Origin of the sequence: Paraplanobispora takensis, from assembly GCF_016863195.1 — a bacterium.
Taxonomy (GTDB): Bacteria; Actinomycetota; Actinomycetes; order Streptosporangiales; family Streptosporangiaceae; genus Planobispora; species Planobispora takensis.
The window spans coordinates 61,923-87,274 of sequence record NZ_BOOK01000024.1 but is presented as its reverse complement, the minus strand read 5'-3'; the positions used below and the strand labels follow the sequence as shown (position 1 = coordinate 87,274).

The window sequence follows — 25,352 nt, the reverse complement described above, 5'->3', positions numbered from 1 at the left end:
GGTGAAAGCCCCGAAGGCTCGGGGGGGAGCAGCGTCGGAGATCCCGGGGAAAGTCCGGTCGAAGACGCCGAAGACCTCGGGGAAGGTCCCGCCGAGCGGCCCGCCGGGTGCCTTCGCCCGCGCCTGGCGGCTGCCGTCGGTCAAGATCTCACTCGCCGTCCTGGCCGTCGTCGCGCTGGTCGCGGTCTTCGGCGACCTGCTGGCCCCGTACGACCCGATCGCGCAGAACCCCGGCGCCCGCCTCCGGGGGCCCTCCGCCGAACACCTCCTGGGCACCGACTACCTGGGCCGCGACGTGCTCAGTCGGCTGCTCGCCGGGACCGGCCTGTCGGTGGTCAGCGCGCTGGAGGCCGTCGGGATCGGCCTGGTCCTCGGCGCGGTGCCCGGCCTGGCCTCGGTCTTCCTCGGCAGGGGCTTCGAGTGGACGGCGACGCGGGTGACGGACGCGCTGCTCACCCTCCCCTTCATCATCTTCGCCATCGCCGTGGCCGGCGTCCTCGGCAACGGCCTGCACCAGGCGATGGCCGCGATCGGCCTGCTGCTGGCGCCCCCGTTCTTCCGGGTGACCCGCTCGGTCGCGCTCGGCTTCACCCGCGCGCAGTACGTGGAGGCGGCCGAGCTGCTGGGCGCCTCCCGCGTCCGGATCATGCGCACCCACGTGTTCGGCAAGATCCTGCCCACCGTCGCGGTGACCACGGCCGGGGCGTGCGCGGGCGCGCTGCTGGTGGTCTCCTCCCTGTCCTTCCTGGGCATCGGCGTGCAGCCGCCCGCCCCCACCTGGGGCGGCATGCTCGCCGGCGACCTGGGCTATCTGCACCAGCGCCCGCTGGCACCGTTCGCACCCGCCCTGGTGATCATGATCACCGTCGGGGCGCTGAACGCGCTCGCCGACGCCGTCCGCGACATCACCGGCTCCCACGTCGAGAGCGAGGAGATCCATGTCCGCTGAACCCCTGCTGAGCGTGCGCGACCTGCGGGTCACCGTCTCCGGCGGCCGGGCCGAGGCCGTACGCGGCGTCTCCTTCGACGTGGCGCGCGGCGAGTCCGTCGGACTGGTCGGCGAGTCCGGCAGCGGCAAGACGCTCACCTGCCGCGCCGTCCTCGGCGTCCTGGCGCCCGGCTGCGCCGTCAGCGGCGGGAGCGCCGAGTTCGACGGCCTCGACCTGGTCGGGCTGGACCGGCGCGGCCTGCTCGGCGTCCGGGGACGCCGGATCGGCGCGGTCTTCCAGGACCCGGCCTCCTACCTCAACCCGTCGCTGCCGGTCGGCGGCCAGCTCGCCGAGGTCCTGCGGGTCAAACTCGGCCTCGCCCGGCGCGAGGCCCGCGACCGCTCCGTCGAGCTGCTGGCCGCGATGGGCCTGCGCGACCCCGGCCGGGTCTACGGGCAGTACCCCCACGAGCTGTCCGGCGGCATGCTCCAGCGGGTCCTGATCGCCATCGCCGTCTCCTGCGATCCCGAGCTGCTCATCGCCGACGAGGCGACCACGGCGCTCGACGTGACGGTCCAGGCCGAGGTCCTGGAGCTGCTGGCCCGGCTGCGCGCCGAGCGCGGCCTGTCCATCCTGTTCGTCTCCCACGACCTGGCCGTCATCTCCCGCCTGTGCGACCGGATCGTGGTGTTCTACGGCGGCGAGATCGTCGAGTCCGGGCCCACCGGGCAGGTCCTCGCCCACCCGGCCCACCCCTACACCGAGGCGCTGCTGCGGGTCGCCTCCGAGGGCGACTGGACCCGCCGCTCCCTGGAGGTCATCCCCGGCCAGCCCCCGGCGGCCGGGGCGGAGATCGCCGGCTGCCGCTTCGCCGACCGCTGCGCCGTCGCCGTCGGCCGCTGCCACTCCGCGCGGGTGCCGCTGACCGCGACCGCCCCGGGCCGCGAGGTCCGCTGCGTGCGCGCCGAGGAGCCCGCCCTGGCGGTGGCGGGAGCCGCGCTATGAGCACCGGCGTGAAGGGCGGGACGGGCCGGGACCCGAACGGCGGGGTGGGCCCGGACCTGAACGGCGGGGACGCGCCGCTGCTGCGGGTGCGGGGGCTCGGGGTCCGCCTCGGCAGCCCCGCGGTGCCCGTCCTGGAGGAGGTCGACCTCACCGTCCGCGCCGGGGAGATCGTCGGGATCGTCGGGGAGACCGGGTCCGGCAAGACGACCCTGGCCAGGACCGTCATGGGCCTGCTCACCCCGGCCGCCGGATCGGTCGAGGTGGACGGGGTCGCCGTGTCCGGGCTGCGGGGGGCGGCGCTGCGCGCGCACCGCCGTACCGGGAAGGTCCGCTTCGTCTTCCAGGACCCGCTGCGCTCCCTGGACCCCGACCACACCGTGGGCGCGATCGTGGGGGAGGGGCTCGCGATCGCCGGCGTCCCGGCCGCCGAACGGGCCCGGCGGGTACGGCACGCGCTGGAGCTCGTCGGCCTCGACCCGGCCCTGGCGGCCAGGAGGCCCGCGCAGCTCTCCGGCGGGCAGCGCCAACGCGTCTCGATCGCCCGCGCGATCGTCTCCGAACCCGCCCTGTTGATCTGCGACGAGCCGGTCAGCGCGCTGGACGCCTCCAACCGCAACCACATCCTGCGCCTGCTGGACGAGCTGCGCGAGCGGCTCGGCACCGGCGTCGTCGTCATCTCCCACGACCTCGGCTCGCTGGCCGGGATCGCCGACCGGGTCGCCGTCCTGTACCGGGGCCGGATCGTCGAGGAGGGCCCGATCTCCGAGGTCTTCGACGACCCCCGCCACCCCTACACCGCGCTGCTGGTCGCCTCCGCCCCCCGCGTGCGCGGCACCCCCCGCCACGACCTCGCCCGCCTGCGGGCGCCGTCCACCGGCGGGACGGGCGGATGCGTGTTCGCCCACCGCTGCCCGTTCGCCACCGGCGCCTGCGCCGCCGTGCCCCCGCCCGTCACCCGGGGCGAGCGCACGGTCGCCTGCCACCACACCGGCACCTGGTCCGAGGCGGCCCGCGTCCCCGTCCCCGCCGAATGACGCCCCCCGCCCAGTAAGTCCCACCGAAATGAGAGGAGCCCGGCGATGGTCGAGTTCATCGGTCTTGTGAACACCCGGGAGAGCAGCGAGAGCATCACCGCGCACGGGCCGGTGATCCAGCCGGACTACGTCCGCCGCCTGGCCCGTGCCCACGAGGAGTCCGGCTTCGACCGCGTGCTCATCGCCCACTGGTCCAGCGCGCCCGACGGGTTCATCATCGCCGACCAGGTATTGGCCGCCACCGAGCGGCTCGGCGTGCTCCTGGCCCACCGGCCCGGGTTCGTCGCCCCGACCGTCGCGGCACGGAAGTTCGCCACGCTCGACGCCTTCCACCCCGGCCGGGTCGCGCTGCACGTCATCACCGGCGGCGACGACGCCGACCAGGCGCGCGACGGCGACTTCAGCGACAAGTCCACCCGCTACCGGCGCACCGACGAGTTCCTCGACGTGCTGCGCAGGGAGTGGGCCGAGGAGGCCCCGTTCGACTACGAGGGCGAGTTCTACCGGGTCGCCGGAGCCTCCTCCGGCGTCCGCCCCGACGGGCGCGTCCCGATCTACTTCGGCGGCGCCTCCGACGACGCCGTCCGGGTCGGCGCCAAGCACGCCGACGTCTACGCCTTCTGGGGCGAGCCGCTCGCCGGGATCGCCGAGCGCATCACGCAGGTGCGCGAGGCGGCCAAGCCGTACGGCAGGAGCCCGAAGTTCAGCGTGAGCCTGCGGCCGATCCCCGCCGACACCGAGGAGGCCGCCTGGAAGCGGGCCCGCGAGATCCTGGAGGCCACCGAGGAGCACCTCGCCGGGCTGCGCCGCGAGGTCCCCATCGACGGGCGCGCCCAGGAGGGCTCCCGCCGGCTGCTCGACTTCGCCGACAAGGGCGAGGTGCACGACAAGCGGCTGTGGACCGCGCTGGCCAAGGCCACCGGCGCGGGCGGCAACTCCACCGCACTGGTCGGCAGCTACGAGCAGGTCGCCGAGTCGCTGCTCGACTACGTCGCGCTCGGCGTCGACACCCTGCTGATCCGCGGCTACGAGCCGCTGGCCGACGCCGTCGACTACGGCAACCTCGTCCGGCTCGTCCGCGAGCAGGTCCCCGCGGAGACCTCCGCCGAGGTCTCCGCGGGGACCCCGGCGTGAGCCCGGCAGCGACCACCGCCCCCGTCCAGACCCGCTGAGCACCACGCCCGCCGAGCAGCACGGCTGAGTACCCCGGAAGGAAAGCGCATGCCCATCGAGATCCTCGGCATGGTCGGCACGAAGGACTTCTCCGAGACCCACGGATCCTTCGTCGACGGCCCGCCCATCGACCCGCCCTACCTGACCCGCTTCGCCCGCGCCCACGAGGAGGCCGGCTTCGACCGGGTGCTGATCGGCTACGGCTCCTCCTCGCCCGACGGGTTCGCCGTCGCGGCCTCGGTGCTGCACGCCACCGAGCGGCTGCGCGTGCTGATCGCGCACCGGCCCGGGTTCGTCGCCCCCACCGTGGTGGCCCGCAAGCTCGCCACCCTGGACCAGCTGACCGGCGGCGGCCGGGTCGCCATCCACCACATCACCGGCGGCGACGAGGCCGACCAGCGGCGCGACGGCGACTTCCTCGGCCACGACGCCCGCTACCGGCGCACCGGCGAGTTCATGCAAGTGCTGCGGCGCACCCTCACCTCGCCGGAGCCGTTCGACCACGCGGGCGAGTTCTACCGGTTCGAGGGCGCCTACAGCTCCGTCCGGGCGGACGTCCCCCTCTACTTCGGCGGCGCGTCCCCGGCCGCCGTCGAGACCGGCGCGCGGCACGCGGACGTCTACATGCTCTGGGGCGAGCCGCTCGCCCAGACCGCCGAGCGCATCGCGCGGGTCAGGAAGGAGGCGGCCAGGCACGGACGGGAGATCACCTTCAGCCTCTCCACCCGGCCGATCGTCGCGGCGACCGAGGCCGGGGCGTGGGAGCGGGCCGAGCGGATCAAGGCGGCGACCGCCGAGCGGGTCGGCGGCGGCGCGCTGCGCTGGAGCAGGGGCGCCCGCGAGTCCAGCGCCGTCGGCTCGGCCCGGCTCCAGGAGCAGGGCGCCGAGAAGGAGGTGCACGACGAGCGGCTCTGGTACGGCGTGACCAACCTGACCGGCCCCGGGGGCAACTCCACCGCGCTGGTGGGCACCGACGAGCAGGTCGCCGAGGCGCTGCTGAAGTACCACGACCTGGGCGTCACGACCTTCCTGATCCGGGGCTTCGACCCGGTGGACGACGTCGTGCAATGGGGCGGGGGACTGGTCCCGCTGCTTCGGGAGGGAGCGGCCCGGCGCGAACCCGCGGCCGTCGGCGCATGACCTCTTCCACCCCTGAGGCGCCCGTGAGGGGCGCCTCCACGACCTCTCACTGGGGCGCCTACCGTGCCGTCACCGGCCCGGACGGCGGTCTGGAAATCGTGCCCCACCCCGCCGACCCCGATCCCTCGCCCCTGCTCGGCAACGTCGCGAGTGCGCTGCGCCACCCCACCCGGGTGGCCCGCCCCGCCGTACGGCGGAGCTGGCTGGAGCGCGGCCCGGGACCGCGCGAGCGGCGGGCGGACGAGGAGTTCGTCGAGGTCGGCTGGGACGAGGCGCTGGATCTGGTCGCGGCCGAACTCGACCGGGTCCGGCGGGTTCACGGCAATCAGGCGATCTTCGGCGGTTCGTACGGCTGGGCCAGCGCGGGCCGTTTCCACCACGCCCCCGGTCAGCTCCGCCGCTTCCTCAACACCGTCGGCGGCTGCACCACCTCTCGCAACTCCTACAGCCTGGGGACCTCGCTGGTCCTGCTGCCGCACCTGGTCGGTGACGCCGAACAGGTGCTGCGCCGGGCATCGACCTGGCCGACGATCGCCGCCCACACCGAGTTGATCGTCGCCTTCGGCGGCCTGCCGGGCAAGAACGTGCACGTCACCCCCGGCGGGGTGACCAGGCACATCACCACCGGCCACCTGCGGGCGCTCACCGCCGACATCGCGCTCGTCAGCCCGATCCGGGACGAGGCGCCCGCCGGCGCCCGCTGGTATCCCCTCCGGCCCGGCACGGACACCGCCCTCATGCTGGCCCTGGCCCACACGCTGGTCTCCGAGGACCTGCACGACCGGGCGTTCCTCGACCGCTGCACGACGGGCTTCCCCGAGTTCGCGCGGTCGCTGGAGGGCCGGGACGCCGAGTGGGCCGCGCCGATCTGCGGCGTCCCGGCCGCCGACATCCGCGACCTGGCCCGGCGGATGGCCCGCTCGCGCACCCTCCTCACCGTCACCTGGTCGCTGCAGCGCACCGAGTACGGCGAGCAGCCCGTCTGGGCCGGGCTCGCCCTGGCGGCGCTGCTCGGCCAGATCGGCCTGCCCGGCGGCGGTTTCGGTCACGGGTACGGCTCGATGGGCGACGTGGGCGACCCCGGTCCTGCGGGCCCCGCCGTGCGTCTGCCCTACCTGCCGCAGGGCCGCAACCCGGTGGAGGCGTTCATCCCCGTCGCGCGGATCGCCGACATGCTCCTGCACCCCGGCGAGCGCTTCGACTACGACGGCGCCGTCCACACCTACCCCGACATCCGGCTGGTCCACTGGGCCGGCGGCAACCCCTTCCACCACCACCAGGACCTCAACCGGCTCCGCCGGGCCTTCGCCCGCCCGGACACGATCGTCGTGCACGAGCCGTACTGGACGGCGACCGCCCGCCACGCCGACGTCGTGCTGCCGGCCACCGTCACCCTGGAGCGCGAGGACCTCGGCTCCGGCCGCCGCGACACCCACGTGATCGCCATGCACCGGGCGGTGGAGCCGTACGGCGAGGCCCGCGACGACTACGCGATCCTCGCCGCCCTGGCCGCCCGGCTCGGCACGGAGGCACAGTTCACCGAGGGCCGTACGGCGCGGCAGTGGGTGGAGCACCTGTACGCCTCCTGGGGCGGCGGCCCGCCGTTCGAGGAGTTCTGGGCGGCCGGGGAGGTGGAGCTCGGCACGGGTCCCGGGACCCGAACCGGAACGGCCTCACCGACCCGAACCGGAACGGCCTCACCGACCGGGACCGAGACCGGCGGACCCGCCCCCGACGAGAGCGCGGACGACGACGGCACGCTGTTCGCGGCGTTCCGGCGGGACCCGGAGGCGAACCCGCTCCGCACGCCCAGCGGGCGGATCGAGCTGTACTCCGGGACGATCGCCTCCTTCGGCTACGACGACTGCCCGGGCCACCCGGTCTGGCGCGAGCCGTCCGAGTGGCGGCACGTCGGCCGCTACCCCCTCCACCTGATCGCCGACCAGCCCGCCACCCGCCTGCACAGCCAGCTCGACGTGGGAGCGGTCAGCCGCGCCGCGAAGGTCGCGGGTCGCGAGGCGATCCACCTCCACCCGCTGGACGCGGCCGAGCGGGGCATCGCGGCGGGCGACGTGGTGCGGGTCTTCAACGACCGCGGCACCTGCCTGGCCGGAGCCGTGCTGAACACGAACCTGCGCCGCGGCGTCGTCCGCCTCCCGACGGGGGCCTGGTACGACCCGCTCGGCGACACCTGCGTGCACGGCAACCCCAACGCGCTGACCGCCGACCGGCCTTCCTCGCGGCTCTCCCAAGGCTGCACCGGCCAGCACGCCCTCGTCCAGGTGGAGCGCCTGGACGGGGACCCGCCGCCGGTGACCGTACTCGAACCTCCGGTCCTGCGGAAGGCGGCCCGGTGAGCGGTTCGACGGACAACGCCCGGGGCCGTCGGCTGCTGCTGGCCGCCCTCCGGCCGCACCGGTGGGGCCTGCTGGCCGGCATCGCCGCCGGCCTGGTCTGGTGTGCCGGGAAGGTGGCCGTACCGCGCCTGGTCGGGATCGGGATCGACGACGGCCTCGCCACGGGCGACACGCGCACGCTGGTCGTGTGCGCCGTCGCCGTCGCGGCGATCGGCGTGGTGTCGGGAGCCGCGGCGGGCCTGCGGCGCTACTTCGGCCAGGTGGTCGCCTGGCGGGTGGAGGCCGACCTGCGCGTCAGGATCTTCGCCCACGTGCAGCGGCTCCACCCGGCCTTCCACGACCGCACCCCCGCCGGGCAGCTGATGGCGCGGGCCGCCACCGACCTGCAGCAGATCCAGCAGCCGGTGGTCAGCATCGCGATGATCGTCTCCAACGTCGTCACGGTGCTGGCCGTGACCGTGCTGCTCGCCATGATCGACGCGCCGCTCACCGTCGTGGCCCTCGGGTCGGTGCTGCTCATCGGCGCCGGGACGCGCCGTTTCTCGGCGCGCCTGCAGCCCCTGGCACGGCGGCTGCAGAACGAGCTGGCGGGCCTGGCGTCGGTGGCCGAGGAGACGGTCACCGGGATCCGGGCGGTCAAGGGGTTCGGCGCCGAGGAGGTCGAGGAGGAACGGCTGCGCGGCCGGACCGCCGCGATCCTGGACGCCGCGCTGGGCATGACCCGGCTCCGGGCCGCCTTCCTGCCGCTGATCGAGTTCTTCCCCGCGCTCGGCCTGGCCGCCGTGCTGTGGACGGGCGGCCGGGCCGTCGCCGCCGGTTCGCTCACCGTCGGGGAGCTCGTCCAGTTCAACTACTACGTCCTGATGCTCGTCGGCCCGCTCAGGATGACCGGCATGATCGTCGCCCAGTTCCAGCGGGGATTCGTCGCCGCGACCCTGGTCGACGGGCTGCTCCGGACCCGGCCGGAGATCGTGGACCCGCCCGCGCCGAGATCACTGCCCGCCCGCGACGCCGTACCCGGCGACCCGGCGGACACGGACCGGCGCCCTGCGGGCGGGAAGGGCCGAGCCGGATCTCCGGCACCGGCCGGCGCGGTGCGCTTCGAGAACGTGTGGTTCGGCTACGGCGACGGGCCCGACGTGCTGCGCGGAGTCGACCTGCGGATCGAGCCGGGGGAGACGGTCGCCGTCGTCGGCGCCACCGGCTCGGGCAAGTCCACGCTGCTCTCCCTGATCCCGCGCTTCTACGACGTGCGGCGGGGACGGATCACGCTCGACGGCCTCGACGTGCGCGAGCTGAGCCTGGCCGCGCTGCGCCGCGAGGTCGGAGTCGCCTTCGAGGACGCCTTCCTGTTCGGCGGCACGATCGAGGAGAACGTCGCCTTCGCCGACCCCGGGGCCTCCCCGGCGCACGTCCGGCGCGCGGCGCGCCTCGCCGGGGCCCACGAGTTCGTCTCGGCGCTGCCCGGCGGCTACGGGGCGCCGGTCGGCGAACGCGGGCTCTCGCTGTCCGGCGGGCAGCGCCAGCGCCTCGCGCTGGCCCGCGCCATCCTCGCCGACCCCCGCGTCCTCGTCCTCGACGACGTCACCAGCGCCGTCGACCCGGCCAAGGAGCACGAGATCCGGGACGCGATGGCCGAGGTCATGCGCGGCCGTACCACGATCCTGGTCAGCCACCGGGCCGCCACGATCGCCCTCGCCGACCGCGTCGTCCTGATCGACGGCGGCCGGGTGGCGGCCGAGGGCACCCACGCCGGGCTCGTGGCGGGCTCGGCCCGCTACCGCGAGGTCGTGGCCGCGCACTGGGCGGTGGTCTGATGGTGTGGTCCCTGACCCACGCGGTCTCCGACCGGGACCGGCTCGACCGGGCCGCCGCCGGGCGGGTGGTGCGCCGTACGCTCGGCATGATCCGCCCCTACCGGTGGACGGCCGCCGCGGCCGTGGCGGTCCTCGTCGCCGGCACCTCGGCCTCGCTGACCGGGCCGTGGATCCTGCGCGAGGCCGTCGACCGGGGCCTGGGCGAGCCCGGCGTCCTGGCCGGGGCCGTCCTGGCGTTCCTGGGCGCGGCGGCGGCCACGCTGCTGCTGTCGCGAGCCCAGATCCTCCTGGTCGGCCGGGTCGGCGAACGCTTCCTGCGCGACCTGCGCGAGCGGGTGTTCACGCACCTGCTGCGCATGCCCGCGGCGTTCTTCGACCGCAATCCCACCGGCGTGCTCGTCTCCCGGATGACCTCCGACATCGACGCGCTGCAGGACCTCGTCCAGCTCGGCCTGGCGCAGCTGGTGCAGAACCTGCTCACCCTGGGCCTGCTGGCCGTGGTGCTCACCCTGCTGTCGTGGAAGCTCGCCCTGGTCTGCCTGGTGCTGGCGCCTCTCGTGGCCTGGGCCACGATCCGCTTCAAGCGCCGCTCGGGGCGGGCCTACCTGGCCGTGCGCGACGAGACGGCCGCGACCATGTCCGCGTTGCAGGAGGGCGTCACCGGGGTGCGGATCACCCAGGCGTTCGGGCAGGGGGAACGGCGGCTGGCCGCCTTCCTCGACGGCAACCGGCGGCTGCTGCGGGCCAACGTGACCGCGGTGCGGGTGCAGGCGGAGTACCTGCCGGTTCTGGAGTTCGCCGGGGCCGCCGCCACGGCGCTCGTCCTGGGCGCCGGAGGGCTGATGGTGGCCGGAGGCGAGCTGAGCCTCGGCACGATGACGGCGTTCGTGCTGTACCTGCTCGGCGTCTTCGAGCCGGTGCAGCAGCTCAGCTATCTGTTCAACACCGCCCAGGCCTCAGCCGCCGCGCTCGGCAAGCTGTACGGCCTGCTCGACACCGAGCCGGAGCGCCGGTACGGCACGGCGGACCGGTCGACGCCGGACCGGCCGGCGGAGCTCCCGCCGGGCGGGGAACTCCGGCTCGACCGGGTCGCCTTCGGCTATCCGGGGGCGGCGGCACCGGTCCTGGACGGCGTGTCGCTGCGGGTTCCGCCGGGGGAGCGGCTCGCCCTGGTGGGCCCGACCGGCGCGGGCAAGTCCACGCTCGCCAAGCTGGCCGCGGGGCTGTACGACCCGGACGGCGGGACGGTGACCTACGCGGGCGCCGACCTGCGGGAGGTCTCCCGCGAGGCGCTGCGCCGCCGCGTCGTTTTGGTCCCGCAGGAGGGACATCTGTTCCAGGGCACCGTACTGGAGAACATCCGCTTCGCCCGGCCGGGAGCCTCCGAGAGCGAGGTACGGGCCGCGCTCGACCTGATCGGCGCGACCGGCCGCTTCGACCCGCACGCCGAGGTGGGCGAGCGCGGCGCGCTGCTGTCGGCCGGGGAGCGCCAGCTCGTCGCCCTCGCCAGGGCGGCGCTGGTGGACGCCGACGTGCTCATGCTCGACGAGGCCACCTCCAGCGTCGATCCCGGCACCGAGAGCCGGATCACCGAGGCGATGGACCGGCTGACGGAGGGGCGCACGGTCATCGTGATCGCGCACCGGCTCTCCACCGTCGAGCGGTCCGACCGGATCGCGGTCGTCGAGGACGGCGGCATCGCCGAGCTCGGCACCCACGACGAACTGATCACCAGGGGCGGGCGGTACGCCGCCCTCCACGCGGCATGGGAGGTGGCCAGGTGACGGCACCGCCGGAACCACGGACGCGAGCAGGATCGGAGACGCAGACCGGGACACGGCCGGAGACGCGGACGGGAGCAGGGCCGGAAGTGCGGGTGGGAGCAGGGCCGGGAGCAGGGCCGGAAGTGCGGGTGGGAGCGCGGACGGAGGCACCGCCGGGAACGGGGCCGCAGGCGCAGGCGCAGGCGGGTCCGCGGGCGCAGGCCGGACCGGAGGGGTGGACCGCCGGGCTCGGGGAGGCGCTCGCGGGCATCGCGGAGCGGGCGGCCGAGCACGACAGGCGGGCGAGCTTCCCGCACGAGGCGTTCGAGGCGCTGCACGCCGCCGGGGTCCTCACCCTGACCCTGCCCGGGCGGTACGGCGGGCGCGAGGCCGGCCTGGCGCAGACCGCCGTCGTCGTCGGGGCGGTCGCCGGGGCCGACCCCTCGGTGGCGCTGGTGACCGCGCAGCACCTGATGACGCACGCCGCGCTGCGCGCCCCGGACAACGCCTGGCCCGCCGAGGTCAGGGAGCGGGTGCAGCGCTCGGCGGCCGAGGGCCCCGCGCTGATCAACTCCCTGCGGGTGGAGCCCGACCTCGGCACCCCCGCCAGGGGCGGCCTGCCCGCCACCGTCGCTGCCCGGCAGGGCGAGCACTGGTCGCTGACCGGGCACAAGATCTACAGCACCGGTGTCCCCGGGCTGCGCTGGCTGTCGGTGTGGGCGCGCACCGACGACCCCGAACCGCTGGTCGGGGCCTTCCTCGTCGAGGCGGGCACGCCCGGCTACCGGGTCGAGGAGACCTGGGACCAGCTCGGCATGCGGGCCACCCGCAGCGACGACGTGATCTTCACCGGGGCGCGGATCCCCGCCGGGCACGCCGTGGACCTCAACCCGGCGGGCGCCCCGCCCGCCGGGCGCGGGACCGCCTTCCTGGGCTGGAACAACGTCGTCCTGGGCGCGCTCTACCACGGCGTCGCCCGCGCCGCCCGGAACTGGCTGGTGCGCTATCTGGGCGAGCGCACCCCGGCCAACCTCGGCCGCCCGCTGGCGACCCTGCCCCGCTTCCAGGCGGCCGTCGGGGAGATCGAGGCGTGGCTGCTTACCGGTGACCGGCTGCTGGAGGGCGCCGCCCACGCCGTCGACGCCGGGGACGAGGCGGCGGCCCGCTCCGGCCTGGTCAAGTACACCGTCACGGGCAACGCGATCCGGATCGTCGAACAGGGGCTCGCGCTGACCGGCAACCCCGGCCTGTCGCGGCGCAACCCGCTGGAGCGGCACTACCGGGACGTGCTGTGCGGGCGCGTCCACACCCCGCAGGACGACACCATCCTGACCGGCGCGGGAGCGCTGGCCTTCGGAGAACTCGGAGAAGGAGAAATCCGCAGATGAGCGTCCAGTCGATCGGCGGGCAGGGACCGCGCGAGGTCTTCCTGTCGGCCTTCCGCAGGCACGCCGCCGGCGTCGCCGTCGTCACCGCGCCCGGCCCGGCCGGTTTCACCGCCACCTCGGTGACGTCCATGTCGCTGGACCCGCCGCTGCTGTCGTTCGGCATCTCGGTCGGCTCGTCGAGCTGGCCGGCGATCCGGGAGTCCGAGGGGTTCGTCGTGCACATCCTGGCCGAGGACCAGCGCGACGTGGCCGAGCTGTTCGCCCGCAAGGGCGCGGACCGGTTCGCCGATCCCGGGCGCTGGGAGACACTCCCCACGGGGGAGCCGCTGCTGCGCGGCGCGGCGGCGTGGCTGCTCTGCCGTACCCAGGAGAGGTTCATCGCGGGCGACCACCGGCTGGTCGTCGGCCGCGTCGTCGGCGGGGACGCCGATCCCGCGCACCCGCCGCTGCTGTACCACAACGGAGACTTCGGGGCGCTCGCACCGCACCCCGCCGACCAGAGCAGGAGAGCCTGATGCCCATCGTCATCCCCGAGGACCCGTTCCACCGCAAGCTGCACCGCATCGCGCCCTCCGGGCTCACCTCGGAGACGGCCCAGACCGGCGGCATGCACCGGCGGGCGGCGATCAGCGGCGCCACCGTCGGCTCCGACCGGCTGTGGATGGGGCAGACCCACGTCGCGCCCGCGACGGCCTCGGCCAACCACCACCACGGCGAGTCCGAGACCGCGATCTACGTCGTCAGCGGCACCCCGTCGTTCGTCTTCGTCGACATCGAGGGCGAGGAGCCGGTCGAGGTGCGCATCGACACCCAGCCGGGCGACTACATCTTCGTGCCGCCCTTCGTCCCGCACCGGGAGGAGAACCCGGACCCCGACCTGGAGGCGATCGTGGTGATCGCGCGCAGCACGCAGGAGGCGATCGTGGTCAACCTCGACGAGCTGAGCTGGACCGGCCCGGTCCTGACGTCGCGGTGACGGCCCCCGTGGCGGACACCGTGGCGGACACCGCGGCGAGCAGTACGGCGGGCGCCGGGACGGCCGATGCCGGGGCCGCCGTGATCGAGGTGGTCGAGTACACCGACCCCGGATGCGTGTGGGCCTGGGGCAGCGAGCCGAAGCTGCGCCGCCTCCGCCTGGCCCTGGAGCGGGCCGGGCTGGAGCGGGCCGGGCTGGAGCGGGCCGGGCTGGAGCACGCCGGTGATCTGGAGCGGGCCGACGGGCCGGAGCGGAGTGGGCAGGAGCGGGGCGGGGGCGTGCGCTGGCGGCGCGTGTTCGGCGTCCAGCTCGACGGGCCCGCCGGAGGGCGGGGCGACGCGGCGGCCGTGCTCGCCGGCTGGCACGACGTCGCCCGGCACACCGGTGCCCCGGTCCCGGACGTCCTGGCCTACGCGCACACCACGACGCGTCCGGCCTGTACGGCGGCGGCCGCCGCGGAGCTCCAGGGCGACGACGTCGCCGGCCGGGTGCTGCGCAGGCTGCGCGAGTCCTTCTTCGTGCACGGCCGCCCGGCCGACGACCCGCGGGCCGTCGCCGACGCGCTGCGCGGGACGCCCGGCCTCGACCTCGACCGGCTCCTGGCCGACCTGGACTCCCCGCAGGTGCGGGCGCGTCTGGAGCGCGACTGGGAGGAGACGCGCGACCCGCTCCCCGAGGTCGTCGGCCTGATCGGTGAGGGACCCGCGCCCGGCGCGGCCCGTCCCGACGGCGACCGGCTGCGTTACGGCTTCCCCACCGTCGTCCTGCGCGGACCGGGCGGCCACGCCGTCGTCCCCGGATGGCGGCGGGCGGCGGAGTACCGCGCGGCCGTGGAACGGGTCCTGCCCGGCGGCTGGGCCGAGCCCGCGCCGCTCACCGGCGAGGACGCGGGTGTCGCGCAGGCCGCCGGAGCCGCCGGGGCGGCGTCGTGAGGTTCCACTGGTTCCTGCCGACGGCCGGTGACAGCCGGGGGCTCGTCGGCACGGGGCAGGGGTCGCAGCGGGGGCACGGTCTGGAGGCGGGGAACGGCCGCGCGGCCTTGCGGGCACCCGGCATCGACTATCTCGCGCAGATCGCCCGCGCCGCCGAGTCGCTCGGCTTCGAGGGCGTGCTGACCCCGACCGGCACCTGGTGCGAGGACGCCTGGCTGGTCACCGCGGCGCTCGCCCGGGAGACCGAGCGGCTGAAGTTCCTGGTGGCCTTCCGGCCCGGTCTGCTGTCGCCCACCCTCGCCGCGCAGATGGCCGCCGCCCACCAGCGGCTGTCGCGGGGCAGGCTGCTGTTGAACGTCGTGACGGGAGGGGACTCGGCCGAGCAGCGCCGCTTCGGCGACCACCTGCCGAAGGACGAGCGCTACGCCCGCACCGGGGAGTTCCTGTCGGTCGTGCGGGGTGCCTGGAGCGGCGAGCCGTACGACTTCGCCGGGGAGCACTACCGGGTGGAGGGCGCCACGGTCTCGGCCCCGCCCGACCCGCTGCCGGAGATCTACTTCGGCGGCTCCTCCGCGGCGGCCGGGCCGGTCGCCGCCGCGCACGCCGACGTCTACCTCACCTGGGGCGAACCGCCCGCCCAGGTGGCAGGGAAGATCGACTGGATGCGCGGGCTGGCCGCCGCGCGGGGGCGCGCGCTCCGCTTCGGCATCCGGCTCCACGTGATCGCCCGTGACACCGCGGGGGAGGCCTGGGCGGAGGCCGAACGCCTGCTGGACGGCCTCGACCCCGACGGCATCCGGCGCGCCCGCGAGGCGCTGGGCCGCAGCGAGTCGGTCGGGCAGCGGCGCATGCTGGAGCTGAACGCGGGCTTCGGTACCGGCGGTACGGCCCGCGACCTGGAGATATATCCCAACCTCTGGTCGGGGGTCGGGCTGGTCCGGGCGGGGGCGGGCACCGCGCTGGTCGGCAGCCACGGGGAGGTCGCCGACCGCATCGAGGAGTACGCCGCGCTCGGCGTCGAGGAATTCATCCTCTCCGGCTATCCGCACCTGGAGGAGGCGTACCGGTTCGGCGAGGGCGTCCTGCCCGAGCTGCGCCGCCGGGCCCGGGGCGGGACCGGCGTCCCGGCCGGAGCGGTCGCCGGCCGGGCGGCCTCCGGTGGAGGTCTATGAAGACAAGCGCTTGTTTGGTAAACAGTGAGGCATGGCCGAGAACGCGCCCGACGTCTTCGCCCCCGCGAGGCTCGGGCCGATCAACTTGCGCAACCGCCTGATCAAGGCCGCGACCTTCGAGGGCAGGACCCCGCAGGCGCTGGTCTCCGACGACCTGGTGGAGTTCCACCGGCGGATGGCCGCCGGTGGGGTCGGCATGACCACGGTGGCGTACTGCGCCGTCGCCCCGGAGGGCCGTACCCAGCGCAGGCAGATCTGGATGCGTCCCGAGGCCGTCGCGGGGCTGCGCCGCCTGGCGGAGGCCGCACACGCCGAGGGCGCGGCCGTCTCCGCGCAGATCGGGCACGCCGGGCCGGTGGCGAACCCGGCCTCCAACCGGCTCCCCGCGCTGGGCCCGTCCCGGCGGTTCAACCCGCTGGGGATGACCGCGACCCGCGCGGCGACCCCGGACGACATCGCCCGCATCGTGCGGGCCCACGCCGACGCGGCGCGGCTGGCCGCCGAGTCCGGCTTCGACGCCGTCGAGATCCACTTCGGGCACAACTATCTGGTCAGCGCGTTCCTCAGCCCCCGCCTCAACCGGCGCGACGACGGCTACGGCGGGAGTCTGGCCGGCCGGGCCCGGATGGCCCGCGAGATCGCCCGCGCCGTACGCGACGCCGTGGGCGGCCGGATCGCGATCCTCGCCAAGCTCAACATGGACGACGGGGTCCGCGGCGGCCTGGTGCCCGAGGAGAGCCTGCAGGTCGCGGCCTGGCTGGAGGAGGACGGCGGGCTCGACGCCATCGAGCTGACCGCCGGCAGCTCGCTGCTCAACCCGATGTACCTGTTCCGGGGTGAGGCGCCGGTCAAGGAGTTCGCCGCGGTCTTCCCGCAGCCCCAGCGGCTGGGCGTACGCCTGCTGGGCGGCCGGCTCCTGCGGGAGTACCCCTACCGGGAGGCCTATCTCCTCGACCAGGCCCGTGCCTTCCGCGCCGCCCTGCGCACGCCGCTGGTCCTGCTCGGCGGGATCACCGGGATCACCGGGATGGAACTGGCCATGCGCGAGGGCTTCGAGTTCGCCGCCATGGGCCGGGCGCTGCTCATGGACCCCGATCTGCCGAACCGCGTCCGCGAGGACCGGAGCGTCGTCTCCGGCTGCACCCACTGCAACCGCTGCATGCCGACGACCTACCGCCGCACCCACTGTGTCCTGGTCGAATAGTATTCACCGGATATCACGTGACGGGGGCGGGTTCTCGATGTTCGACGACAAGACGCAGGAGACTCTGCGCCGCCTGCTGGACCTCGCCGAGCACCCCTCCACCTCGCAGGAGGAGCGGACCCTCGCGATCGCCCGCGTCCGGGCTCTGATCATGGTCCCGGAGGACGACGCCCGCCGCGCGCCGGTGACCCCGGCGATGGAGGCGGGCCTGCTGCGCCGGATCACGCCGCTGGCCCGGCGGGTCGAGGAGGACCTGGTCGAGGAGGTCCACGGCGACCTGTACACCTTCAGCACCCGCTACCGGGTCATCGGCGAGGTCGCCGAGGAGATGGCCCACCTGCTGGAGCGCTGGAGCGCCGTCCCCGCCGCCAAGCGCCACCGCCACGAGGAGCCCGTCCGGGTCGCCGCCGCCAGACTCGCCTATCTCCTCCAGCGCCGCGACCTGTTCCGCTCCTCCCGCTGGAACGGCCGCCCTCGCTAGAGCCGGGAACGGGTTCCCGGGGGCGCTCGGCAGCGAAGGCCCCCGGGTACCGCGGGCTCAGTACCGGTAGTGCCCGATCACGGACTGCAGCTCACTGCCCATCCGGGCCAGTTCGGCCGTGGCGCGTTTGGCCTCGTCGATGCCGCCGGCCGCGTTCTGGGCGGCCTCGGCCACTCCGGCGATGTTGGAGGCGATGTCGCTCGTTCCGGTTGCGGCGTCGGTGACGCTGCGGTTGATCTCGTTGGTCGTGGCGGTCTGCTCCTCGACCGCGCTGGCGATGGTCGTCTGGTAATCGTTGATCTTGCTGATCACCTCGGTGATCTGTGCGATCGCCTCGACGGAACCCCGGCTGTCGCTTTGCAGGGCCGCGATCCGGCCGGCGATGTTCTCGGTGGCCTTGGCGGTCTCCTGGGCCAGGTCCTTGACCTCGGAGGCGACCACGGCGAAGCCCTTGCCGGCGTCGCCGGCGCGGGCGGCCTCGATGGTGGCGTTGAGGGCCAGCAGATTCGTCTGCTCGGCGATCGAGGTGATGACCTTGATGACCTCGCCGATCTCCTGCGACGACTCGCCCAGCTTGGTCATGGTCCGGTTGGTCTGCTCGGCGATCGCGACGGCGTCGCCGACGACCCGGGCGGCCTCGTTGGCGTTCTGTGAGATCTCCCGGATCGACATGCCCATCTGCTCGGCCGCCGCGGCCACGGTCTGCACGTTGTGCGCCACCTGCTCGGCCGTGCTGCTGACGACGGCGGCCCGGCCGCTCGCCCGGTCGGCGCTGTCGGCCACCAGCTCGCTGGTGGTCGACAGCTCCTGCGAGGAGGAGGCCAGCGTGTCGGCGCTGCCGGCGACCGTGCGGACCAGATCGAGTTTGCGCGCCAGCTCGTCGTTGAACGTCTCGGCCAGCGCGCACAGCTCCTGGGTGCCGGCGGGGGTGAGCTGGAAGGTCAGATCGTCGTGGTCACGCGTGCGCAGGGAAGCGGTGTAGGCGACGATGACGCCGCCGACCTTCGTCTGCAGCAGGAACAGCACCGCGCCCATCGCGACGGGCAGCAGCACGGCAAGCCCGATCAACAGCTGGATCGAGGTGTCGGTTGTGCCGTTGGCCTCTTCGACGGCCTGTGCCGAGCGGTCGTTCAGCAGCTTCTGGAATTCGTCCATCGGGCCGGTGATGACCGCCTTGTCGGCGGCGTACTGGGCGTCGAACATGATGGTGCGCGCGACCTCGAGCTTGCGCGCCGGGCTGAGCGCCTCGTCGGCCGCGTCGAGCTCGGTCTGCGCGATGGCCGGCGGCATGTCGGCCGCGGTCGCACCGGATGCCTCCAGGACCAGTCGCTGGGACCGGGACTCGGTCTTCACCAGCGCGTCGGAATTGGCCTTGGCCTGGTCGACGAGCGCGAGCTCCTCCTGGCTCGCGCCCAGCTGCTTGAGCCGGTCCAGGGCCTTGTCGCGGGTCTTGGTGACGGTGATCTCGTTCCAGTAGTCGTCCAGGTGCGCGCGGTCCGCGGTGACCGCGTACATGCGCGCCTCGTCGGTGAGATAGTCCGAGGCGGACTGGAGCTGCAGACCCAGGGCCCTGAACTGGGCCTGCCGGTCATAGGCGTCCTTCTCCGCCGTCACAGCGGAGCTCACGAGCGTCACCGCGAGCACCAGCAGGCCGGTGAGCAGCACGAGGGTTCCGACGGCGGCTTTATTGATGGTCGACTGCCGCAGTTTTCGGCCTTGACCAGCGAACATGATGGCGCTCCTTTCCCGTGGTCATTTCCACCCGGACTCGGATGTCTCCTTGGCTATCGGCCGGGAGCGGCGCAGTCGGAGGTATTCGGTGGCAGGAGGTGGCTGAGAGGCCGGTGCCCGCGCCGCTGTCCGATCGCCTGCGGTGTGCGTCACCGGCTCTGGTCTTCCAGACGGCGCAGGCCGCGGTCGGGGAGGCCGCGGAGTGGTCACCGGTGGCCCCGAACGCCCGCAATCGTCTCTTCGACGAGCCTGACAGCCTGGCCATCATGCGGACCCCGGAGTTCAGCGACGCCGTGGCCCTGCCGCAGGACCCCCGTCCGCGGTCCGGGGGACACGGAGGTCAGCCGGGCGGCTGCGCCAGCGGCTTCATCCGGGTCCAGCTGGCCCAGCCGCGCTCGCGCATCAGGTCCAGGAGCCGCTTGACCCGTGGGTCGGACTCGAGGGCGAGCGCGTCCAGAAGGTCGAACGGCAGATCGTCGTGCGCGATGTCGCCGGGGCCGGCCTCGCCGGAGGCGTATGCGTCGGCCAGGCCGGCGGCCATGACGTCGGCGACCTCCTCCAGACGCGGGTCGTCGTCGGCGTCGCTTTCCGCCAGCTCCGACAGGACCCGATAGAGCCAGACGACGCGCGGGTCATGGAGCTGCGCGAATTTTCCGGGCATGACCTCGCGGATGTGATCGGGCCAGCGGGCCGCGACCAGGATCCACCCGTCCCGCTCACCCGCCACCACCCGCTCCGACACCCCGATCTCCCGGAGCCGATCGAGATAGGCGACCACCTCCGGCGGGAGCGCCGGGCTGTCCCCGGCGGCGAGCTGCGCGATCTGCCTGCGGCTGGCCTCGAGCCGTTCGATCTCCTCGCGCAGGTGGTCGTCGATCCTCTCGATCGCTTCGGCGAAGGCCGACGCGTCGGCTTCGAGCATCCGGCCGATCCGGGACAGCGGCACACCGGCGCCGGCGAGGGTGCGGATCTTGATGAGGGACACCGCCGCCGTCGCGCCGTACCGCCGGTAACCCGAGGCGTCCCGCTCCGGCCCCGGTGCAGGATCGCGATCCGGTCGGCGAGCTGTTCGGCCTCGTCCAGATACTGCGTCGTGAGCAGCACCGTCGTGCCCTGCCCGGCCAGCTCCCTGACGGCCTGCCACACCTCGATGCGCCCCTGGGGGTCGAGCCCGGCCGTCGGCTCGTCGAGGAAGACGACCGGCGGATTCCCGGCGAGGCTCATCGCGAGGTCCAGGCGGCGGCGCATGCCTCCGGAATACGCCGCCACCCGCTGCCCCGCCGCCCCGCGCCACCTCGAAGTCCACGCCGCGCAGCACACGCAGCTCTCCGTACGATTTCTCCAGGCCCCGTACGCGGATCGCGGGATCCCGGGCCTGATCGGTTGTCGGCGGGATGCTCATGCCGGCCAGCATGGAGGGTTGACCCAGCGTCAGGGTCAAGCCCTCAGGCCGGATTCGTCGGAGGGTGGCCGACGGGTGAGGGCGGCGGTGACGGCGTCGGTCAGGTGGCGTCCGGCGTCGAGGGCGTCCCTGCCGCAGTCGAGCGTGAACTGCTCCCAGACCGGGATGGAGGTCATCGCCCAGGCGAGGTCGGCGGCGGTCTCGGGGGTCAGGCCGGGCCGGAGCAGGCCGGCGGCGTCGAGCCTGCGGGCGGCGGCCAGGAAACCCGTGCGGAGCTCGCCCATGCGGTCGTCCCAGGCCGCGGCGGTGTCGGGATCGTCGCGGCGGGAGGCCAGCAGCGCCGAGGCGATCGGGCGGATCCTGTCCGCGTAGGAGAGCCAGGCCGCCAGGAAGGCGTGCAGCGCCTCGACGGGGTCCTGTACGGCGAGGGCCCGCTCGCATCGCGGGCGGATGCCGTCGGCGTCGTCCATGTGCCGCACGAGGGCCAGCAACAGGCTCGCCCGGGAGGCGAAGTGGAGGTAGACCGCCTGGCGGGAGACGCCGGTCTCGCGGGCCACGTCGGCCATCGTGAACCCGGTGCCGTGGCCGGCGATGAGCCGTTCGGTGACCTCGAGGATGCGCAGTCGCGTACTTGACACGTGTCAAGCATAGCTCTAGCTTGACACGCGTCAAGCAAGCGACCCGGTGGAGGAAGACCGATGAACAGCACTCACCCGGCAGCCGTCGCCGCGCTCGCCGCGATGGAGGCGGTCGGCGCCGGTGACCGGGACGCCTGGCTGGCCCGTTACGCCCCCGACGCCGTGCTCCATGACCCGGTCGGCGGCTCACCGCTGGATCCGGCGGGCACCGGCCTGGCGGGACGGGCGGCCCTGGAACGGTTCTGGGAGCTCACCGTCGCTCCCAACGACGTCCGGTTCGACGTCGCCGCCGTGCATCCCGCGGGCGACGAGGCCGCGGTCGTGGCCTCCGTGGCGATCCGGTTCCCCCACGGCGCACAGATCTCCTACGACGGCGTCTTCGTCTACCGGGTCGGCGACGACCGGCGAATCGTCTCGGTGCGTGCGTACTGGGATCTGCGTCGGGTGCTGTCCGCGCTCGGTTGACCGCCGTCGCTTCGGGCCCACCCGAGGTCGCCGTCACGGCCGCCGCCTCGATCTTTCCGGGTGCGCGGTGCTCAGTTTCCGCGGCGCCGGCCGTCATATCGGTGTGAGGTCCGGCGATCGGCGCCGGCGGGAGATGCAGGTGACAGGGAGTGGTCGCATGATGTCAGGCAGCTCGGGCGGCGCGGAGGACCCGGTACCCGAGGCACACGTGCCGGGGGGCGGCGGGCCGTACGGCGTCACCGCCGACCGGTACCGCAGGCTTGCCGCCGCCTTCGCCGCGAAGCTGGAAGGCGTCGGTGCGGACGGGTGGGACGATCCGACGCCGTGCACCGACTGGTCGGTGGGCGAACTCGTGGGGCACGTGGTGGCGATGCACGAAGTCCACCTGTTCCAGGTGAACCGCCGGCCGCTCGCCCGACCGGACGTCGAGCGGGATCCGCTCGGCGCCTTCGCGGTGATCCGGGATCAGGTACAGGCCGACCTCGACGACCGGGGCCGGGCGCAGGAGATGTACACCGGCCGGTTCGGCCGGTGGACCTTCGCCGAGGGCATCGATCGAGCGATATGCACCGAGCTCGTCGTCCACGGATGGGACCTGGCCCGCGCCACCGGCCAGGACGACCGGATCGACCCGGTGGAGATCCGGAGGGTCCGGGCCGCGCTCATGAGCATCGGGCATGACGTCGTGCGGGGCATGATGGCGGGTCCCGAGGTGGAGGCCGGCCCGGACGCCGACGAGCAGACACGCCTGCTGGCCTACCTCGGGCGGCGGCGATGACCGGGTCCGAGGCGCCGGCCGCCGCGCCGCCGGCACCGGATCGCCCGCGCCGGGCCACCGTGCGGGAGTGGCTCGGCCTGGCCGTGCTGTGCCTGCCGACCACGCTCGCGGCGGTCGACGTCAACATAACGTTCCTGGCGCTGCCCCACCTGAGCGCGGACCTCGGCGCGAGCGGCACCGAGCAGCTCTGGATATCGGACCTCTACGGCTTCCTCATCGCCGGCCTGCTGATCACGGCGGGCAACCTCGGCGACCGGATCGGGCGGCGGACCGTGCTGCTCGGCGGTGCGGCGCTGTTCCTCGTCGCCTCGATCGCGGCGGCGTACGCTGTCTCGCCGGGCATGCTGATGGGTGCACGGGCGGTGCTCGGCATCGCGGGCGCCACCCTGATCCCGTCGGTCCTGGCGCTGCTGCGCGAGATGTTCGAGGACCCGAAGCAGATGGGCGCGGCCATGGGTGTGTGGGGCACCTCGCTGATGGCCGGCATGGTGCTCGGCCCGGTGCTCGGCGGCCTGCTGCTCAGGTCGTTCTGGTGGGGGTCGATCTTCCTCATGGCGGTGCCGGTCATGGCGCTGCTGCTGCTGACGGCGCCGTTCCTGGTGCCGGACTCCCGCGACCCGGCCGCGCGCAGGCTGGATCTCCCCAGCGTGGTGCTGTCGGTGGCGGCGGTGCTGCCGTTCGTCTACGGGCTCAAGACCTTGGCGCGCGACGGCTGGGAGACGGCGCCGGTGGTGGCGTCGGCCGCCGGTCTCCTGTTCGGGGTGATGTTCGTCCTGCGGCAGCGTCGCCTCACCAACCCGCTGCTGGACCTCGGCCTGTTCGGCACCCGGGCGCTGTCGGCCACGTTGGTGCTCGCGCTGCTCATCGCGTTCGTGATGGGCGGGGTCGGTTTGATGGGAACGCTGTACCTGCAACTGGTCGCAGGCCTCTCGCCGTTCGAGACCGGATTGTGGCTGCTGCTGCCGTCGGTGGTCATGATCGTCGTCGGGAACGCGGCGCCCGCGCTCGCGCGCAGGGTGCGTCCCGCCCACATCCTCATGACCGGGTCGATCATCGCCGCGGCCGGCATGGTCGTGCTCACCCGGGTGCCCGACACCTCCGGCCTGGCGGTACTGCTCACCGGGATCACGGTCGTGTACGTCGGCGGCGCGTCGGTCGGCCCGATGGCGCCGTTCCTGGTGATGTCGGCGGCGCCGGCGCGGAAGGCGGGAGCCGCCGGCTCGCTGGCCTCGACCGCCGGCGAGCTGGGTGTCGCGCTCGGCGTGGCGATCCTCGGCATCATCGGCACCGTCGCCTACCGGAGCCGGGTCGAGGTCCCCGACGGCGTGCCGCAGGAGGCCGCCGCCGCGGCCCGGGACAGCATCGCCGGTGCGGTCGCGGCCGTGCCGGCGCTGCCGGCCGATTCCGGTACCGCGTTGCTGGCCTCGGCACGTGCGGCGTTCACCGATGGAGTGCATATCATCGCGATCGTGTCGGTCGTCATCTTCCTGGCGCTCGCGGTGGTCGCGCGGATCGGCCTCGGGCACCTGCCGTCCCTCGGCGACATGCCGAGGCCGGGCATGCCGGCGGAGTCCGGCCAGAGGGTGGAGGAGCGCCGGTGAGCCCGGTACAGATGCTCGACGAGCCCGCGTTCAGCGCTCTGGTGCAGGCGCACCGGCACGAGTTGCGGGTGCACTGCTATCGGATGGTCGGGTCGTTCTCGGACTCCGAGGACCTGGTGCAGGAGGCCCTGCTGCGGGCCTGGCGCAAGCGGGACACCTTCCAGGGGCGGTCGACCGCGCGGGCCTGGCTCTACCGCATCACGACCAACGTGTGCCTCGATTTCCTCGACAGCGTCCAGCGCCGGCCCCGCGCCGAGGGCGCGGCCGGCGCGACGGCGGCCGGATCGGCGGCGCGGTCACCGGATCTGACGCCCTGGCTCGAGCCGTACCCGGACCTGCTGCTCGACCGGGCCGCGCCGCACGACGCCGAGCCCGACGCCGCGGTCATCGAGAAGGAGACGATCGAGCTGGCGTTCCTGATCGCCGTCCAGCATCTGCCGCCGAGGCAGCGGGCCGTGCTCATCGTGCGCGACATCCTGGGCTGGCCGGCCGCGGACACCGCGGACATGCTCGGCCTCAGCGTCGCTTCGGTGAACAGCGCGCTGCCCCGGGCCCGCGCCACCCTGCGCTCCCACCTCCCCCCACGGCGGCTGGAATGGGCGCCCGCCGCGGATCCGACGGAGGCCGAACGCACGCTCATACAGCGCTACATGGCGCTGCTGGAGCGCGCGGACACCGGCGCCATGGCCGAACTGCTCCACGAGGACATCCGCGTGACCATGCCGATGCCGCAGCCGTGCGAGTCCAGTACGCGGGAGAGGCTGTGGGCCGGGCGCGAGGCGTTCACCGCGGCGCTCGCCGAGATCCTGGACCCGGCCGCACCCGGCTATCTGGGACACTGGCGCCGGCTGCCGACCCGGGCCAACCGGCAGCCGGCGGTCGCGCACTATCTCCGCCGGCCGGGTGACACGCTGTACCGGGCCCAGGTGCTGGAGGTGCTGTGGGTGGCCGAGGGCCGGATCGCGGAGATCACCTCGTTCGCTCCCGACCTGCTGCCCGCGTTCGGCCTCCCCGCCACCTGCTGAACCAGCCCCCGGGGCCCCGGCGGAGTCGGTGGCCACGTCCGGCCACGTGGCTGTCCACATCGACCGGGAACACGTCGCGGACGGGTCGAGGGGGTCACGCCGTGGCCGTTCATCGGCAAGATGTTCCCGCAGGACAAGGTGTGCTCCAGATTCGCGCCCGCGCTCGCCATGCACGCGGGCAGGCTGTGCCGCATATTCTCCGACGAGAACCGGCAAGGCGGCCTGTACTGCTCGTGGAGTGAAGGCGTCGATGAGAAGGGCCAGCCGGCTCCCTGGAGCGAGCCGCAGTGGACGGTCTCGGCCGGGCTGCCCGGTCCGGAGCGAATCCGGACCGGGCCCGC

22 protein-coding genes and 1 pseudogene are annotated in these 25,352 nt (G+C 74.1%); 19 read left to right on the top strand and 4 right to left on the bottom strand.

Annotation, left to right across the window (positions count from 1 at the left end; translation table 11 throughout):
* Position 1 precedes the first annotated feature (1 nt).
* From Pta02_RS17135 to Pta02_RS17070, 15 genes are all read left to right on the top strand, one after another.
* Complete coding sequence (locus Pta02_RS17135) at positions 2-949, top strand: ABC transporter permease (RefSeq protein WP_203875836.1); 948 nt, start codon at positions 2-4, stop codon at positions 947-949.
* Positions 939-1,934: an ABC transporter ATP-binding protein gene (locus tag Pta02_RS17130; protein ID WP_203875835.1), complete on the top strand. Its 996-nt coding sequence runs from the start codon at positions 939-941 to the stop codon at positions 1,932-1,934. Before Pta02_RS17135 ends, Pta02_RS17130 begins: the two co-directional genes overlap by 11 nt.
* A complete protein-coding gene (locus Pta02_RS17125) occupies positions 1,931-2,968 on the top strand; it encodes an ABC transporter ATP-binding protein (protein ID WP_203875834.1) in 1,038 nt (345 codons plus the stop codon). The genes Pta02_RS17130 and Pta02_RS17125 overlap by 4 nt, the downstream gene beginning before the upstream one ends.
* A 45-nt stretch (positions 2,969-3,013) precedes the next feature.
* A complete protein-coding gene (locus Pta02_RS17120; RefSeq protein ID WP_203875833.1) occupies positions 3,014-4,102 on the top strand; it encodes an LLM class flavin-dependent oxidoreductase in 1,089 nt (362 codons plus the stop codon).
* Between the two features lie 87 nt (positions 4,103-4,189).
* Entirely contained in the window at positions 4,190-5,281 is a 1,092-nt protein-coding gene (locus Pta02_RS17115; protein ID WP_203875832.1) for an LLM class flavin-dependent oxidoreductase, read from the top strand.
* Positions 5,278-7,638 carry a molybdopterin-dependent oxidoreductase gene (locus Pta02_RS17110; RefSeq protein WP_203875831.1) on the top strand — a complete coding sequence of 787 codons (2,361 nt, stop codon included), beginning with the start codon at positions 5,278-5,280 and terminating at the stop codon, positions 7,636-7,638. The genes Pta02_RS17115 and Pta02_RS17110 overlap by 4 nt, the downstream gene beginning before the upstream one ends.
* Complete coding sequence (locus tag Pta02_RS17105; protein ID WP_203875830.1) at positions 7,635-9,455, top strand: ABC transporter ATP-binding protein; 1,821 nt, start codon at positions 7,635-7,637, stop codon at positions 9,453-9,455. The genes Pta02_RS17110 and Pta02_RS17105 overlap by 4 nt, the downstream gene beginning before the upstream one ends.
* The gene (locus Pta02_RS17100) at positions 9,455-11,239 is read left to right on the top strand and encodes an ABC transporter ATP-binding protein (RefSeq protein WP_203875829.1); all 1,785 of its coding nucleotides are present in this window, start codon (positions 9,455-9,457) and stop codon (positions 11,237-11,239) included. The genes Pta02_RS17105 and Pta02_RS17100 overlap by 1 nt, the downstream gene beginning before the upstream one ends.
* Positions 11,240-11,367: 128 nt before the next feature.
* Positions 11,368-12,606, top strand: coding sequence for an acyl-CoA dehydrogenase family protein (locus Pta02_RS17095; protein WP_239130780.1), 1,239 nt, complete (start codon positions 11,368-11,370; stop codon positions 12,604-12,606).
* On the top strand, positions 12,603-13,121 hold the full coding sequence (locus Pta02_RS17090) for a flavin reductase family protein (protein ID WP_203875827.1): 519 nt from the start codon (positions 12,603-12,605) through the stop codon (positions 13,119-13,121). Before Pta02_RS17095 ends, Pta02_RS17090 begins: the two co-directional genes overlap by 4 nt.
* Positions 13,121-13,582, top strand: coding sequence for a cupin domain-containing protein (locus Pta02_RS17085; RefSeq protein WP_203875826.1), 462 nt, complete (start codon positions 13,121-13,123; stop codon positions 13,580-13,582). Before Pta02_RS17090 ends, Pta02_RS17085 begins: the two co-directional genes overlap by 1 nt.
* An 8-nt stretch (positions 13,583-13,590) precedes the next feature.
* On the top strand, positions 13,591-14,514 hold the full coding sequence (locus Pta02_RS41245; RefSeq protein ID WP_239130778.1) for a DsbA family protein: 924 nt from the start codon (positions 13,591-13,593) through the stop codon (positions 14,512-14,514).
* Positions 14,511-15,686, top strand: a complete 1,176-nt coding sequence (locus Pta02_RS17080; protein ID WP_239130770.1) for an LLM class flavin-dependent oxidoreductase — start codon at positions 14,511-14,513, stop codon at positions 15,684-15,686. The genes Pta02_RS41245 and Pta02_RS17080 overlap by 4 nt, the downstream gene beginning before the upstream one ends.
* A gap of 31 nt (positions 15,687-15,717) precedes the next feature.
* Complete coding sequence (locus tag Pta02_RS17075) at positions 15,718-16,890, top strand: NADH:flavin oxidoreductase (protein WP_203875824.1); 1,173 nt, start codon at positions 15,718-15,720, stop codon at positions 16,888-16,890.
* A 37-nt stretch (positions 16,891-16,927) separates the two neighbouring features.
* Positions 16,928-17,371, top strand: a complete 444-nt coding sequence (locus Pta02_RS17070; RefSeq protein WP_203875823.1) for a hypothetical protein — start codon at positions 16,928-16,930, stop codon at positions 17,369-17,371.
* 57 nt (positions 17,372-17,428) lie between these two features.
* On the opposite strand, the gene Pta02_RS17065 is transcribed toward Pta02_RS17070, so the two are convergent.
* From Pta02_RS17065 to Pta02_RS17050, 4 genes and pseudogenes are all read right to left on the bottom strand, one after another.
* Positions 17,429-19,102, bottom strand: a complete 1,674-nt coding sequence (locus Pta02_RS17065) for a methyl-accepting chemotaxis protein (protein WP_203875822.1) — start codon at positions 19,100-19,102, stop codon at positions 17,429-17,431.
* Between the two features lie 340 nt (positions 19,103-19,442).
* Positions 19,443-20,087 carry a MerR family transcriptional regulator gene (locus Pta02_RS17060; protein ID WP_203875821.1) on the bottom strand — a complete coding sequence of 215 codons (645 nt, stop codon included), beginning with the start codon at positions 20,085-20,087 and terminating at the stop codon, positions 19,443-19,445.
* Positions 20,088-20,119: 32 nt separating this feature from the next.
* Positions 20,120-20,386, bottom strand: a pseudogene (locus tag Pta02_RS41240) (ATP-binding cassette domain-containing protein); the annotation flags it as partial.
* Positions 20,387-20,539: 153 nt separating this feature from the next.
* A complete protein-coding gene (locus tag Pta02_RS17050; protein WP_203875820.1) occupies positions 20,540-21,142 on the bottom strand; it encodes a TetR/AcrR family transcriptional regulator in 603 nt (200 codons plus the stop codon).
* A 60-nt stretch (positions 21,143-21,202) separates the two neighbouring features.
* On the opposite strand from Pta02_RS17050, the gene Pta02_RS17045 reads away from it, so the two are divergent.
* The 4 genes from Pta02_RS17045 (at position 21,203) to Pta02_RS17030 (ending at position 25,011) form a co-directional block, all read left to right on the top strand.
* A complete protein-coding gene (locus Pta02_RS17045; protein WP_203875819.1) occupies positions 21,203-21,607 on the top strand; it encodes a nuclear transport factor 2 family protein in 405 nt (134 codons plus the stop codon).
* 157 nt (positions 21,608-21,764) lie between these two features.
* Positions 21,765-22,385, top strand: a complete 621-nt coding sequence (locus Pta02_RS17040; RefSeq protein ID WP_203875818.1) for a TIGR03086 family metal-binding protein — start codon at positions 21,765-21,767, stop codon at positions 22,383-22,385.
* Positions 22,382-23,986, top strand: a complete 1,605-nt coding sequence (locus tag Pta02_RS17035) for an MFS transporter (RefSeq protein WP_203875817.1) — start codon at positions 22,382-22,384, stop codon at positions 23,984-23,986. The genes Pta02_RS17040 and Pta02_RS17035 overlap by 4 nt, the downstream gene beginning before the upstream one ends.
* A complete protein-coding gene (locus Pta02_RS17030; RefSeq protein ID WP_239130769.1) occupies positions 23,983-25,011 on the top strand; it encodes an RNA polymerase subunit sigma-70 in 1,029 nt (342 codons plus the stop codon). The genes Pta02_RS17035 and Pta02_RS17030 overlap by 4 nt, the downstream gene beginning before the upstream one ends.
* Positions 25,012-25,352: the final 341 nt, after the last annotated feature.

What these genes read in the sequence shown, in the direction of transcription:
- Pta02_RS17090 (WP_203875827.1), top strand. Translation starts at nt 12,603, where the DNA reads ATGAGCGTCCAGTCGATCGGCGGGCAGGGACCGCGCGAGGTCTTCCTG.
- Pta02_RS17045 (WP_203875819.1), top strand. Translation starts at nt 21,203, where the DNA reads ATGAACAGCACTCACCCGGCAGCCGTCGCCGCGCTCGCCGCGATGGAG.
- Pta02_RS17110 (WP_203875831.1), top strand. Translation starts at nt 5,278, where the DNA reads ATGACCTCTTCCACCCCTGAGGCGCCCGTGAGGGGCGCCTCCACGACC.
- Pta02_RS17130 (WP_203875835.1), top strand. Translation starts at nt 939, where the DNA reads ATGTCCGCTGAACCCCTGCTGAGCGTGCGCGACCTGCGGGTCACCGTC.
- Pta02_RS17040 (WP_203875818.1), top strand. Translation starts at nt 21,765, where the DNA reads ATGATGTCAGGCAGCTCGGGCGGCGCGGAGGACCCGGTACCCGAGGCA.
- Pta02_RS17125 (WP_203875834.1), top strand. Translation starts at nt 1,931, where the DNA reads ATGAGCACCGGCGTGAAGGGCGGGACGGGCCGGGACCCGAACGGCGGG.
- Pta02_RS17100 (WP_203875829.1), top strand. Translation starts at nt 9,455, where the DNA reads ATGGTGTGGTCCCTGACCCACGCGGTCTCCGACCGGGACCGGCTCGAC.
- Pta02_RS17035 (WP_203875817.1), top strand. Translation starts at nt 22,382, where the DNA reads ATGACCGGGTCCGAGGCGCCGGCCGCCGCGCCGCCGGCACCGGATCGC.
- Pta02_RS17120 (WP_203875833.1), top strand. Translation starts at nt 3,014, where the DNA reads ATGGTCGAGTTCATCGGTCTTGTGAACACCCGGGAGAGCAGCGAGAGC.
- Pta02_RS17065 (WP_203875822.1), bottom strand. Translation starts at nt 19,102, where the DNA reads ATGTTCGCTGGTCAAGGCCGAAAACTGCGGCAGTCGACCATCAATAAA.
- Pta02_RS17085 (WP_203875826.1), top strand. Translation starts at nt 13,121, where the DNA reads ATGCCCATCGTCATCCCCGAGGACCCGTTCCACCGCAAGCTGCACCGC.
- Pta02_RS17070 (WP_203875823.1), top strand. Translation starts at nt 16,928, where the DNA reads ATGTTCGACGACAAGACGCAGGAGACTCTGCGCCGCCTGCTGGACCTC.
- Pta02_RS17075 (WP_203875824.1), top strand. Translation starts at nt 15,718, where the DNA reads ATGGCCGAGAACGCGCCCGACGTCTTCGCCCCCGCGAGGCTCGGGCCG.
- Pta02_RS17115 (WP_203875832.1), top strand. Translation starts at nt 4,190, where the DNA reads ATGCCCATCGAGATCCTCGGCATGGTCGGCACGAAGGACTTCTCCGAG.